General features: G+C 73.4%; 14 protein-coding genes and 1 riboswitch. Of the genes, 6 read left to right on the plus strand and 8 right to left on the minus strand.

All coding sequences use genetic code 11. The features are described from left to right. Nucleotides 1–16: 16 nt before the first annotated feature. From AB0924_RS35740 to thiO, 6 genes are all read right to left on the minus strand, one after another. On the minus strand, nt 17–517 hold the full coding sequence (locus tag AB0924_RS35740) for a DUF4396 domain-containing protein (protein ID WP_366913685.1): 501 nt from the start codon (nt 515–517) through the stop codon (nt 17–19). A 74-nt stretch (nt 518–591) separates the two neighbouring features. Continuing rightward, nucleotides 592–1,494 carry a deoxyribonuclease IV gene (locus AB0924_RS35745; RefSeq protein WP_358930997.1) on the minus strand — a complete coding sequence of 301 codons (903 nt, stop codon included), beginning with the start codon at nt 1,492–1,494 and terminating at the stop codon, nt 592–594. Between the two features lie 65 nt (nt 1,495–1,559). Next, nucleotides 1,560–3,485: a Stk1 family PASTA domain-containing Ser/Thr kinase gene (gene pknB, locus AB0924_RS35750; protein WP_366913686.1), complete on the minus strand. Its 1,926-nt coding sequence runs from the start codon at nt 3,483–3,485 to the stop codon at nt 1,560–1,562. Nucleotides 3,486–3,587: 102 nt separating this feature from the next. Then, nucleotides 3,588–4,382, minus strand: a complete 795-nt coding sequence (locus tag AB0924_RS35755) for a thiazole synthase (protein ID WP_366913687.1) — start codon at nt 4,380–4,382, stop codon at nt 3,588–3,590. A 2-nt stretch (nt 4,383–4,384) separates the two neighbouring features. Then, entirely contained in the window at nt 4,385–4,585 is a 201-nt protein-coding gene (gene thiS / locus AB0924_RS35760) for a sulfur carrier protein ThiS (protein ID WP_358931296.1), read from the minus strand. Nucleotides 4,586–4,587: 2 nt separating this feature from the next. Continuing rightward, nucleotides 4,588–5,748, minus strand: coding sequence for a glycine oxidase ThiO (gene thiO, locus AB0924_RS35765; RefSeq protein WP_358931003.1), 1,161 nt, complete (start codon nt 5,746–5,748; stop codon nt 4,588–4,590). Beyond that, nucleotides 5,746–5,857: riboswitch (TPP riboswitch) on the minus strand. (Overlaps the previous gene by 3 nt.) Before the next feature lie 52 nt (nt 5,858–5,909). On the opposite strand from thiO, the gene AB0924_RS35770 reads away from it, so the two are divergent. The 6 genes from AB0924_RS35770 to AB0924_RS35795 all read left to right on the plus strand — a co-directional run bounded on the left by AB0924_RS35770 (nt 5,910) and on the right by AB0924_RS35795 (nt 10,745). Continuing rightward, a complete protein-coding gene (locus AB0924_RS35770) occupies nt 5,910–6,260 on the plus strand; it encodes a hypothetical protein (protein ID WP_358931005.1) in 351 nt (116 codons plus the stop codon). 32 nt (nt 6,261–6,292) lie between these two features. Then, a complete protein-coding gene (locus AB0924_RS35775; protein WP_366913688.1) occupies nt 6,293–7,525 on the plus strand; it encodes an FAD-dependent oxidoreductase in 1,233 nt (410 codons plus the stop codon). A 66-nt stretch (nt 7,526–7,591) separates the two neighbouring features. After that, a complete protein-coding gene (locus AB0924_RS35780; protein WP_358931009.1) occupies nt 7,592–7,957 on the plus strand; it encodes an Rv2175c family DNA-binding protein in 366 nt (121 codons plus the stop codon). Nucleotides 7,958–8,047: 90 nt separating this feature from the next. After that, nucleotides 8,048–8,695, plus strand: coding sequence for a thiamine phosphate synthase (thiE, locus tag AB0924_RS35785; protein WP_366913689.1), 648 nt, complete (start codon nt 8,048–8,050; stop codon nt 8,693–8,695). Nucleotides 8,696–8,832: 137 nt separating this feature from the next. Then, nucleotides 8,833–9,756 (plus strand): methylenetetrahydrofolate reductase [NAD(P)H], encoded by a 924-nt coding sequence (gene metF / locus AB0924_RS35790; RefSeq protein ID WP_358931014.1) that lies wholly within the window; start codon nt 8,833–8,835, stop codon nt 9,754–9,756. 56 nt (nt 9,757–9,812) lie between these two features. Continuing rightward, entirely contained in the window at nt 9,813–10,745 is a 933-nt protein-coding gene (locus tag AB0924_RS35795) for a hypothetical protein (RefSeq protein ID WP_366913690.1), read from the plus strand. A 22-nt stretch (nt 10,746–10,767) separates the two neighbouring features. Here AB0924_RS35795 and AB0924_RS35800 read toward each other — a convergent pair whose 3' ends face one another. Together AB0924_RS35800 and AB0924_RS35805 are read right to left on the minus strand one after the other, a co-directional pair. Beyond that, the gene (locus AB0924_RS35800; protein ID WP_366913691.1) at nt 10,768–12,282 is read right to left on the minus strand and encodes an NAD(P)/FAD-dependent oxidoreductase; all 1,515 of its coding nucleotides are present in this window, start codon (nt 12,280–12,282) and stop codon (nt 10,768–10,770) included. A 57-nt stretch (nt 12,283–12,339) separates the two neighbouring features. Continuing rightward, nucleotides 12,340–12,954, minus strand: a complete 615-nt coding sequence (locus tag AB0924_RS35805; protein ID WP_358931020.1) for a DUF4126 domain-containing protein — start codon at nt 12,952–12,954, stop codon at nt 12,340–12,342. Nucleotides 12,955–13,032 lie beyond the last annotated feature (78 nt).

The raw sequence follows: 13,032 nt of genomic DNA on the forward strand, positions 1-13,032 counted from the left end.
TGGCGTCCGTGCCGGGTCAGTGGTGGTACTGGTGCACCACGGCGTGCCCCTTGCCCCGCCCGATCGTCCACTTGTTGACCGGGGTGGTCACGACGAAGGCGATCACCAGCGAGACGGCCAGCGAGATCCAGAACAGCGCGTCGGCGAGAGTGGCGTCCATCGCGGACGGCCAGACCAGGATCACCCCGTTGTCGATCAGCTCCATCACGGCGATGGACAGGGTGTCGGCGGCCAGGGCCACCCGGATCGCGGTCCGCAGGTCGACACCGGCCCGCAGGACCCCGCGCATGGTGAGCGAGTAGCCGAAGAAGAAGGCCAGGACGATCGCCAGCAGGGTGGTCGGCAGGTTCCCCCAGCCGGCCGCGGTGCCGATGACCATGCCGAGCACCTCGCCGATGGCGCAGCCGGTGAGGCAGTGCAGGGTGGCCTGCGCGGCCGTCGCCCAGCTTGTCGTGCCGGAGCCGTGGTCGTGGCCGTGCCCCTGGTGCTGGTGCTCAGTGTGTGCCGTGTGCTCCATGAGGTCCCCCAATGCCGGACGGGCGGTTCGTGTACCCACCGGAACCGCATACCCCCTGGGGGTATTCCCGAAGGTCACGAATCCCGGAGTTTCTTCAGCCGCTCGACGTCCGCCGCGTGCCCCTCCCTGCCGCCGGGGGTCTCGATGACGAGCGGCACGCCCGCCGTCGCCGGGTGGGTCATCAGCGCCCGGAACGGGTCCTCGCCGATGTGACCGGCGCCGATGTTCTCGTGCCGGTCCTTGTGCGCGCCGGCCACGTCCTTGGAGTCGTTGGCGTGGATCAGCTTCAGCCTGCCCTCGCCGACGGTGCCGACCAGCAGATCGAGGGTCTGGTGCATGCCGCTGGGGCCGGTCAGGTCGTGCCCGGCGGCGAAGATGTGGCAGGTGTCCAGGCAGACGCCGAGCTTCGGATGGGCGTCCAGCGCCTCGAAGTACGGCCCGAAGTCCCAGGTGCGCGAGCACAGCGAGGCGCCCTGCCCGGCGGTCGACTCCAGCAGCAGGAACGGGTCGTCGTCGTGGGTCAGCTCGTCCAGCAGCGGCAGCAGATGTGCGCGCACCTGCTTCAGCGCCACCTCGCGTGCCCGCCCGCCGGTCGCGCTGCCCGTGTGCACCACCACGCCGAGCGCCCCGATCTCCCGTCCACGCCGCAGCGAGTGCCGCAGCGACTCCACCGAGCGCTCCACGGTCGCCTCGGTGTGTGAGCCGAAGTTGATCAGGTAAGGAGCATGGACATACGCCGGGACCGACTCCGCGGCGCACGCCTCACGGAACGCCTCGTCCTGCCGCGGGTTCCCGGCCGGGGTGGCCCACCCGCGCGGGTTGGCGACGAAGACCTGCACGGTCTCGGCCTTCAGTTCGCGGGCGTAGGACAGCCCCACCGAGTGCAGACCGCCGGCCACCGGGACGTGACCGCCGATCGGGTTGCGGGCGGGGCCGGAGAGGCTCGGGGCGGCGGGGCGGGACGGCTGGGATGTCACCCGTTCAGGGTGTCATGCCGTCCCCCGCCGCCGGACCGCGGTCCCCGGTGACCCCGCTCACCGGGTCAGCGGATGGTGATCGTAATCGTCGACCCCTTGGGCGCCTTCTCGCCCGCGTCCACCGACTGCTCCTTCACGGTGTCACCGAACAGCCCGAGCAGGCCCCGGTCCTCGTTCACCTCGAAGCCGGCGGCCTCCAGCCGCTGTGTGGCGTCGTCCACGCTCGACCCGACCACGTCCGGCACCGTCACCATCACCGGGCCCTTGGACAGGGTCAGCGTCACCGTGTCGCCCTCGGCGGCCCGGCTGTCGGCCCCCGGGGTCTGCCGGGCCACCTGGCCCTTGTCGTACTCGGAGTTGACCTGCTGCGCGGAGATCCGCACCTTCAGACCCGCGTCCTCCAGGTCCTGCCGGGCGCTGTCCGGGTCCTCACCGGTGACGTCCGGCACGTCGACCGGGCTGCCCTTGCTGACCAGGAGCGCGATCGCCGAGCCCGCGTGCCGCTCGACACCCGTCTGCGGGTCGGTGCTGATCACCGAGCCCCGGTCCACGCTGTCGCTGAAGGCACGGTTGACCATGCCCGGCTCCAGCCCGGCCGACTTCAGCCGCGAGCGTGCCTCGGCCAGCGGCACCCCGCGCAGGTCGGGCACCTTCACGATCTCCGGGCCCCGGGAGATGACGAGGGTCACGGAGCCGTTGCCCCGGATGCGGGCCCCGGCCGTCGGATCGGTGTTGATGACCTTGCCGCTGCCGACCGTGTCGTTGTACTCGCGCTTGATCTCCTTGACGTGGAGCCCGGACGACTTCAGCCGCGCCGTCGCCTGCTCCTCGGTCTTGGCCAGCAGCGGCGGGACCTTGGTGAACTGCCCGGAGTTGATGTACCAGACGCCCGCGCCCACGCCGAGGACGACGAGCACGGCGGCGACGAGCGCGGCGAGCCGGCGTCCCGGCCGCAGCGGCCCCCGCCGTTCGGGCACCGGCGGGCTCTGCAGCCGGCTGGTGTGCCGGACGTCCGCCGGGCCGTCGTCCTCGTTGACGGGCAGCGGCCGGGGCACGGTCAGCGAGCGCGGGATCACGCTCGTACGGTCCCCGGCGTTGTCGTGCTCCGCGGACAGCGCCTGCGGCGGCACGGCGTCCAGCTGACCGGCGCTGAGCCCGGCCCGGGCCCGCAGCACCTGGCCGAGCAGCGCGGCGGCGTCGTCCGGCCGGAGGTCCGGGGTGCGCGCGGTCGCCGAGGCGACCAGCTCGTCCAGCTCCGGCGGCAGCCCCGGCACGAGCGCGGAGGGCGGCGGCACGTCTTCGTGGATGTGCTTGTACAGGATCTGCGCCGGGGAGTCCCCGGAGTGCGGCTTGCCGCCCGTCAGCATCTCGTAGAGGACGACACCGCAGGCGTAGACGTCGACACGCGGGTCGGCGGTGCCCTGCTCCATCTGCTCGGGAGCGAGATACGACACGGTCCCGAGGACGGCGCCCGTGGTGCTGGTCACCGTGTCGACCGACCGCACCAGCCCGAAGTCGGCGACCTTGACCCGCCCGTCATCGCCTATCAGCACGTTCTCGGGCTTCATGTCCCGGTGCACGAAACCGGCCCGGTGCGCGGCGCCGAGCGCGGCGAGCACCGGCTCCAGGATGTCCAGCGCCGCCCGCGGCTGCAGCGCCCCCCGCTCGCGCAGCACGTCCCGAAGCGTGCACCCCGCGACGTACTCCATCGCCAGATACACGTAGGACGCGTCGGTGCCCTGGTCGAAGACCTGCACCACGTTGGGGTGGGCGAGCCGGGCGACCGACTTGGCCTCGCGGATGAACCGGTCCACGAACGACCCGTCGACCGCCAGGGCCGGGTGCATCACCTTGAGCGCGAGCACGCGGTCCAGGCGGGTGTCCAGGGCCCGGTAGACCGTGGCCATCCCGCCGACGGCGATCCGCGCTTCGACGCGATAGCGTCCGTCGAGCACCTGCCCGACGAGCGGGTCCTGAAGGGTCGTATCCACGCAGGCGAGTGTACGAGGACCGACGGACACCGCCGTGCGCTGCGCCGTTCCGGTGACGTACTGCAGCAGACCTGTGACTGTCCCGCGAGGCGGGAGGGCGAACTAGAACGCGGGCCGCTCGGGGTCCAGGTCGGCGCGGCCCCCGGTGGGGGAGGAGGCCTCGGCGAAGTGCCTGCGCGGGATCCGGCCCGCCAGCCGGGCCAGCCGCCCCGCCTCCACCGCGTGCCGCATCGCCGCCGCCATCGTCTCGGGCCGCTGGGCCCGCGTCACGGCGGAGGCGAGCATCACACCGGCGCAGCCCAGCTCCATCGCCAGCGCGACGTCCGAGGCCGTGCCGGCGCCCGCGTCCAGGATCACCGGCACGCGTGCGTGCTCCACGATGAGCTGGAAGTTGTGCGGGTTGCGGATCCCGAGCCCGGAGCCGATCGGGGAGCCCAGCGGCATCACCGCCGCACAGCCCACGTCCTCCAGCTTCCGCGCGAGCACCGGATCGTCGTTGGTGTACGGCAGCACCGTGAACCCGTCGTCGACCAGCGTCTCCGCCGCCTCCAACAGCTCCACCGGATCCGGCAGCAGGGTGCGCTCGTCGGCGATGACCTCCAGCTTCACCAGGTCGGTGCCCAGCGCCTCGCGCGCCAGCCGGGCCGTCAGCACGGCCTCCCCGGCGGTGAAGCAGCCCGCGGTGTTCGGCAGCACCCGGATGCCCAGCCTCTCCAGCACCGACAGCACCGAGCCGTGCACCGCGGGATCGACCCGGCGCATGGCCACGGTGGTCAGCTCCGTGCCGGAGGCGACCAGCGCGCGCTCCAGCACGTCCAGGCTGGGCGCGCCGCCGGTGCCCATGATCAGCCGGGACCCGAAGGGCACCCCGCCCACCAGGAAGGGATCGTCGGACATGGTCAGCCTCCCTGGACGGCGGTGAGGACCTCGACACGGTCACCGTCGAGGAGCGCGGTGGCCGCCCACCGCGCGCGCGGTACGACGGTCTCGTTGACGGCCGCGGCCACCCCGGAGGGTGCCACGGTCAGGGTCTTCACCAGCGCGTCCAGCGCGGTGCCCGGGGCGATCTCCCGGCGCTCGCCGTTGACCGAGACACAGATGCTCATGCGGGCTGCTCCACGAGTGCGGCGCCGAAGCGCTCCGGGGTGAACGGACGGGCCGCCTCCGGCAGCTCGCCGCCGGTCAGCAGCTCGGCCATGACGTCCCCGGTGACGGGAGTGAGCAGCACGCCGTTGCGGTAGTGCCCGGTGGCCAGCAGCAGTCCGTCGAGCCCGGACGGGCCGAGCAGCGGGGCGTTGTCGGGGGAACCGGGGCGCAGACCGGCCCGGGTCTCGGTCAGGGGCAGCTCGGTGATCCCCGGCACCAGTTCATGGGCGTCGCGCAGCAGCTCGTACACGCCCCCCGCGGTCACCGTGGTGTCCCAGCCCAACTCCTCGCTGGTCGCGCCGACGACCAGCTCGCCGTTCTCCCGGGGCACCAGGTAGACCTGGCTGCCGCGCACCACGGCCCGCACGGTACGGCTCAGGAACGGCGCGTACCGCCGGGGCACGGTCAGCCGCAGCACCTGCCCCTTCACCGGCCGCACCGGGGGCAGCAGATCGTCCGGGACGCCCGCGAGACGCCCGCTGAGGCTGCCGCCGGCGAGCACCACCCGGCCCGCGCCCAGCCGGGTGCCGTCCGCCGCGGTGACCCCGGCGGCCCGGCCCCCGGCGACGTCGAGCCGCTCGGCCCAGCACCGGTGGAACACCACCCCGGCCCGCTCGCACGCGTCCACCAGGGCGGACGCCAGCCGTCTGGGGTCGATCTGGTGGTCGCCGTCGACCCGCAGCCCGCCCCGCACCCCGGGCGCGAGCATCGGTTCGAGGCGCCGGCACTCCCGCCCGGACAGCCACACGGAGTCGAGCCCCGAGCGCCGCTGCAGGGCGTGCAGCTCCCTCAGATGGGCGCGGTCGTCCGAGTCGAGCGCCACGGCGAGCGTGCCGCAGCGCCGGTAGCCCAGGTCGTGACCGGTCAGTTCGGTCAGCTCGGCCGCGAAGTCCGGGTAGCGGCGGGCCGATTCCAGGTTGAGGGCGAGCAACTTCTCCTCGCCGTAGTGCAGTTCGGTGACCGCGGCCAGCATCCCCGCCGCGACCCGCGCGGCCCCGCCGCCGGGCTCGGGGTCCACCACGGCAGTGGTGAGCCCGCGCTGCGCGGCGCGCCAGGCCGTGACCAGGCCGATGATCCCGCCCCCGATGACGAGGACGTCGGACGTACGTGACGGCATGGGCGTCCAGCCCCTCCCTTCGCCGGCATGACCCGGATCAGGTTCGTACGGTCGGAGGCCGCCAGCCTCCCTCTCAGCCCGGTGCGTCCGGGCTCCCGCGAGTGCTTGTACGGTGGCCACCCTAGCCCTCGGCCCCCCGACCTCGTAAGGAGCCCCGCCCCATGGCCCGCTCGCTCGACGGACTCTTCCTCGCCCCGGTGGCGGACCAGGCCCCGGGTCAGGTGGGTACGCAAACCCGCTTCGCCTACCACGAGCGGGGCGGCGAGATCTGGGCCGAGTACGCGGGCGGCGACGTGGTGCGCGGCCACCTGGTCGGCACCCGGGCGGGCGACCGGCTGGACTTCCGGTACGTACAGCTCAAGCAGGACGGGACCACCTCCTCGGGGCACTGCGTGTCGACGGTCGCGGAGCTGCCCGACGGGCGGGTGCGGCTGGAGGAGACCTGGGAGTGGGAGTCGCAGGAGGGCGCCGGAACCAGCGTGGTGGAGCAGGTCACCGAGCACGCCCGCTGACTGACTCTCCGTCAGTTGTCTAAGGTGATCGGGTGAGCGAGCAGACAGCACAGCAGGACACGTCGCCGCGGCGGCGCGTGGTGGTCGCCGGCGCGGGCATGGCCGGGGTACAGACCGCGGTGGCCCTGCGGGAACAGGGCTTCACCGGCACCGTCACCCTGATCGGCGCCGAGCCCCATCAGCCCTACGACCGGCCGCCGCTGTCCAAGGCCGTGCTCCTCGGCACGGCCGAGGGCTCCGCCTTCGACGTGGACTTCGAGTCCCTCGGCATCGAACTCAGGCTCGGCTGCGAGGCGCTGGGGGTGCGCCCCGCCGACCACGAACTGGACACCGAGGCCGGTCCCGTGCCGTACGACGTCCTGGTCCTCGCCACCGGCGCCGAGCCGGTCACACTGCCCGGCACCGAGGGCGTGCCCGGCGTGCACCTGCTGCGCACCCTGGACGACGCCGAGCGGCTGCGGCCGGTGCTGGCCCGGCAGCACGACATCGTGGTCGTCGGCGCCGGCTGGATCGGCGCCGAGTTCGCCACCGCCGCCCGCGAGGCGGGCTGCGCCGTGACCGTCGTGGAGGCCGCCGACCGGCCGCTCGCCGGCGCGCTGCCCGCCGAGGTCGCCGCGCCCATGACCGCCTGGTACGCCGACAGCGGCGCCGAACTGCGCACGGACGCGCGCGTGGAGCGCGTGGAGCCCGGCGCGGTGCTGCTCGACGACGGCACCCGGCTGGCCGCGGACGCCGTCGTGGTCGGCATCGGCGCCCGCCCCGCCACCGCCTGGCTGGCCGGCTCCGGCATCGAGCTGGGCCCGCAGGGCGAGATCCTCGCCGACGACCGGCTGCGCGCCTCCGCCGAGGACGTGTACGCCGTCGGCGACTGCGCCTCCTTCCCGTCCGCCCGCTACGGCGCCCGGCTGCTGGTCCACCACTGGGACAACGCCCTGCAGGGGCCGCGCACGGTCGCCGCGAACATCCTCGGTGAGATCCCCGCCGTCTACGACCCGGTGCCGTACTTCTGGTCGGAGCAGTTCGGCCGGTTCGTCCAGTACGCGGGCCACCACGCCGCCGCCGACCGCATGGTGTGGCGCGGCGAGCCGGAGGGTCCCGCCTGGTCCGTCTGCTGGCTGCGCGAGGACCGGCTGGTGGCCCTGCTGGCGGTGGGCAGGCCCCGCGACCTGGCCCAGGGCCGGCGGCTGATCGAGGCGGGCCGCCGCATGGACCCCGAGGTCCTGGCCGACCCGGCGCGGCCCCTGAAGAGCGCCACCCTCGACTAGGGCGGTGGCACCCACGCGGACCGGCCTGGCTTCCGACTGTCAGTGACGGATGGCAGGCTAGATCCCGTGACCGAGATTGACGCAAAGATCGATGCACTCGTCCCCGGCTGGCTCACCCTCCCCGACATCGCCGAACGGCTCGATGTCGAGGTGACGCGCGTGCGGCAGCTGGTCAAGGAGGGCCAGCTCATCGCCGTACGCCGAGGTGAGAACCGGGCGCTGCACGTCCCCGCCGCCTTCATCGACGGGGACAAGGTCGTCAAGGGCCTGTCCGGCACCCTGACGCTCCTGCGTGACGACGGCTTCACGGTCGAAGAAATGATCGAGTGGCTCTTCACCCCCGACCCGACCCTGCCCGGCACCCCCGCGCAGGCCCTGAGCGAGAATCGCGGCACGGAGGTGAAGCGGCGCGCCCAGGCGCTCGCCTTCTGAACCGACCCGCACCGCGCGGTGGCGTACCGGCCCCGGTCCGTACGCCACCCGCCCGCACGCCCATGGACGCCGACCCGGGGGGACCCACGCATGCCCGACACCGCCCGCGACCGACTCGCCGACGCCCGCCTGTACCTCTGCACGGACGCCCGCAGACGGCAGGGCGACCTCGCCGAGTTCCTGGACGCGGTCCTGGCGGGCGGTGTCGACATCGTTCAGCTGCGTGACAAGGGCATGGAGGCCGCGGAGGAACTGGAGCACCTCCAGGTGTTCGCCGACGCCTGCGCCCGGCACGGCAGGCTGCTCGCGGTCAACGACCGGGCCGATGTGGCCCACGCCGCCCGCGCCGACGTGCTCCACCTGGGCCAGGGCGATCTCCCCGTGCCCGCCGCCCGCGCCGTCCTCGGTGCCGGCGTGCTGATCGGCCGCTCCACGCACACCGAGTCCGAGGCCGCCGCGGCCGCCGTCCAGCGGGGCGTGGACTACTTCTGCACCGGCCCGTGCTGGCCCACCCCGACCAAGCCCGGCCGGCCGGCCCCCGGCCTCGGCCTGGTGCGGTACACCGCGGGCCTGGGAACCGACCGCCCCTGGTTCGCCATCGGCGGCATCGGCCACGGCAACCTGGAGCAGGTGCTGGACGCGGGCGCCCGACGGGTCGTCGTGGTCCGCGCGATCACCGAGGCCGACGACCCGGGTGACGCCGCGGCCCGGTTCGCCAAGCGGCTGCGGCAGCGGTAGCGGTGGCGGCGCCGCGGACGGGGTGCGGTCCGGGGCCTGTCCGGGTTTCTGTCCAAGGGGTGGACAGGGAAGCGGCAAATCGGGCAAATGACCGGCGTCCGGTTGGGGTACCGCCCACCCCTGGCTAACCTGCGGGTATGGCCCTCGGAACCGCATCCACCAGGACTGATCGCGCACGCACCGTGCGCGACATCCTCGCCACCGGCAAGACGACGTACTCGTTCGAGTTCTACGCGCCGAAGACGCCCCAGGGCGAGCGGAACCTGTGGAACGCGCTGCGCAGGGTCGAGGCGGTGGCGCCGGACTTCGTGTCCGTCACCTACGGCGCCGGCGGCACCACCCGCACGACCACGGTCCGGGAGACCGAGCAGATCGTCGTCGACACGACGCTCACACCCGTCGCCCACCTCACCGCGGTCGACCACTCCATCGCCGAACTGCGCAACATCATCGGCCAGTACGCGGACGCCGGCATCCGCAACATGCTCGCCGTGCGCGGCGACCCGCCCGGCGACCCGATGGGCGACTGGATCCCGCACCCCCGGGGCCTGGAGTACGCGGCCGAACTCGTCCGGCTCATCAAGGAATCGGGCGATTTCTGTGTGGGCGTCGCCGCGTTCCCGGAGATGCATCCGCGCTCCGCCGACTGGGACACCGACGTCCGGCACTTCGTGGACAAGTGCCGCGCGGGCGCCGACTACGCCATCACACAGATGTTCTTCCAGCCGGAGTCGTATCTGCGACTGCGCGACCGGGTCGAGGCCGCGGGCTGCGAGACACCCGTGATCCCCGAGATCCTGCCGGTCACCAGCGTGCGGATGCTGGAACGGGTGCCCAAGCTCAGCACCGCGCTGTTCCCGGACGCCCTGAAAGAGCGCATCCTCACAGCGAAGGACGATCCGGCGGCGGTACGCTCCATCGGTATCGAGTTCGCCACGGAGTTCTGCGCACGGCTGCTGGCCGAGGGAGTGCCCGGACTGCACTTCATCACGCTCAACAACTCCACGGCGACCCTGGAAATCTACGAGAACCTGGGCCTGCACCACCCCCCGCAGGCCTAGACCGGCCGCACCGCGATACGACACACTGCGTAGCGGCCACTGGGAGAGGGGCGTACATGGGCTGGACGGTCCTCTACATCGCGTTCGGCGTCGTCGCACTGTGGCTGCTCGGCGAGGTGCTGCTGCAGTACAAGGCGCGGTTGCGCTGGCGGCTGCTCGCCTTCGCCGGCTTCCTCGGCGTCGTCGTCGGTGTGCTGATGCCATCGGTCGTCGTCATCGGCGCGGGCGCGATAGCCTTCGCGCTCGGCCAGACCTACGTCACGCTGTCCTTCCGCCGCGGCTTCGCCGCCGGCTGGGCGGTCAAGCGTCCCGAGGACGAGGCGGAGGGCGGCAGCAAGCGCCGTCGCGGCAGGCCGGAGCGTCAGGACCCGACGCTGGAGGTCTCCGACCTGGAGGCGGGCGAGGGCCACGACGACGCCGGCTACGGCCACGACGATGACGGCTACGGCCGCGAGCGGCTCCCCCACCGCGACGACTACGACCGGGACGACGTCTTCACCCCCGCCCGCTCCGCCGAGCCGTCCGCCGCCGGGACCACCGACGTCTACGAGCCGCAGCCGCTTCCGGACGACACCGGCTCCTACGGCGTCTACGGCGACACCGCCTACGCGGCCGCGGCCCAGCCCCAGGGCGCCGACCAGAACTACGCCTACGACTACTCGGGCTACGGTCAGCAGAACTACGGCTACGACACCGGCGGCCAGCAGGGCTACGCCAACTACTCCGACCCCTACGTCGGCAGTCAGGGCTACGGCGGTACCGCCTACGACGCCGGCTACGGCCAGCAGCAGTACGGCCAGCAGGGCTACGGCCAGGACCCGTACGCCACCGGCGGCTACGGCGAGACCCCGGTCGGCGGGGTCTGGGTCCCGCAGCAGCGCAGCGACGACAACTACGGCGGCGAACTCCCGCAGGAGCAGCCGTACCCGTACCAGGGCAACGGGCAGCAGCAGCCCGGAGCCGGGTACGACGAGCAGTACCGCTTCTGACGCCCGGTACCCGGTTCCCGGCTCACTGGGAGCCGCGGAACCCGGGTCCCTCCACGATCAGCCCGGCCACCAGCGCCCCCGACATGCCGGCGTGCGGCAGCCCGCCGCCGGGGTGGGACCAGCCGCCCACTCGGTACAGCCCGGGCAGACGCGTCGTGTTCGCCGGGTACAGGAATCGCCCCCGGCCCGCGGCGAGTGCGGGAGCGGGCACGGCCCCGGTCGGGGCGCCCGTCTCCGCTTCCGTGTGCGCGGGCGTGCGCACCTCGTGCCACAGCAGACGCTCCCGCAGCCCCGGCACCGCACGCTCGGCGGCTTCGAGCAGGAAGTCCGTGTAGCACCGGACCGTGCCCTCGTCGTCCCGGGCGGTCTGGGCCGGGACCACGGCGGACACCACCACGGACTCGTGCTCGCCGTCGGGTGCCAGCGCGGGGTCGTCCGGGCGCAGCACGGTCACCGTGGGAAACACCGGCCGGTCGCCGCCGGGCGAGGCCAGGAAGTCCAGCTCGGCCTGGTTGTCCGGAGCGTGGACGACCGTGCGGTGGACGGCTCCGGGCTCGCGCCCGCCCCGCAGGGCCAGCAGGGCAGTGAACCGTCCGGGCCGGGGCAGGACCGGATCGTCGGCACGTACGTCCCCGTCCGCGTCCAGCGGACGCTGCGTCAGGGCCCGCAGCCGCGTCGGGTCCACGTCCGCCACCACGAAGTCCGCCTCGGCCGTCGAACCGTCGGCGAGTTCCACCCCCGCCGCCCGGCCGTCCTTCTCCAGGATCCCGGTCACCTCGGCGCCGAAACCGAACTCGACCCGCCGCTTCAGGCACCGCTCGTACACCGCGCGCGCCAGCTCCCGCATGCCGCCGCGCACGTACCAGGTGCCGAAGGCGTGGTCCATGTACGGCAGCACGGCCGCGCTCGCCGGAACGGTCCGGGGGTCGAGGCCGTATCCCAGCGCATGGCTCTCCAGGAGGGCCGCCAGACGCTCGTCGCGCAGCTCCCAGGCGCCGATCTCGGCCAGGGTGCCCGCCCGGCGGGTGCGCAGCAGCCGCTTGTGCGGCACCGACGGATAGGGTTCGCGCTCGGCCAGCACCTGCCAGTTCGGCCACAGCGGCTCCTCCAGCAGCGGCCGGCGGGTGCGGTCCCAGGCCTCCCGGGCCCGCACCAGGAAGTCCCCCCAGCGCTGCCCGGCGCCGGCACCCAGCGCCTCGTCCAGGGCCTCGACCACACCCGCGCGGGAGGCGTTCGGCAGGGCCACCTCGGTGCCGTCCGCGAAGACGTGCCGCGCGGACGGGTCGACCTGGACCAGCTCGACGACGTCCTCCAGCGCCTCCTTGCCGGTCTTGACGAACAGGTCGCGGTACACGGCGGGCAGCGGCAGCAGCCCCGGCCCGGTGTCGAAGGCGAACCCCTCCCGCTCGAAGCGGCGCACCGCTCCGCCGTACGTCCCCGTACGCTCGTACACCGCCACCCGGTGGCCCGCGACGGCCAGCCGGGCAGCGGCCGCCATCGCGCCCATCCCGGCGCCGATCACCGCAATCCGTGCCATGACCGTGACTTTATCCACCGGCACCGACAGCCCGGCCGACGGGCGGTGCGGACCGGGTCAGCCCGGCGGTCCGGACGCCCGGGAGGCCAGCCGCCGTTCCTCCCGCCGCTGCGCCCGGCGCCGCAGGAAGCGCCGGATGCGGGAGACGAGGAACACCAGCACCACCAGCCCGGCGGCCAGCAGCACCGCCGCGATGACCGCGGCCGCCTCGGGATGGAACATCGCGAAGGACACGATGCCGGCGACCCCCAGGTCCTCCGCGGTGCTCAGCACGAAGTTGCTGAACGGTTCCGGTGAGGTGTTGACCGCCATCCGGGTACCGGCCTTCACACCGTGGCTGGCCAGCGCCGTCGAACCGCCGAGCAGCCCGGCCGCCACGTCCGTCATCGAACCGCTCTGCCCGGCGAGCAGCGCTCCGACCCAGGCGCCCGCGAGCGGCCGTACGACGGTGTGCGCGGTGTCCCACACCGAGTCGACGTACGGGATCTTGTCGGCGACCGCCTCGCACAGGAACAGCACGCCCGCCACGATCAGCACCTCGGGCCGCTGCAACGTCTGCGGGACGTCGTCGCTCACCCCGGTCATGCCGAACAGGCCGAGCAGCAGCACCACCGCGTAGGCGTTGATGCCGCTGGCCCAGCCGCTGGTGAAGACCAGAGGGAGTACGGACACGCAAGGGATCGTAGCCATCCGGCGGGCCGCCGTCCCGGGCACGCGCGCGGCACTGAGTATCCGTACTCAGACGGCCAG

The sequence above is a fragment of the Streptomyces sp. NPDC047869 genome (assembly GCF_040704065.1).
In the GTDB taxonomy this organism is placed as follows: Bacteria; Actinomycetota; Actinomycetes; order Streptomycetales; family Streptomycetaceae; genus Streptomyces.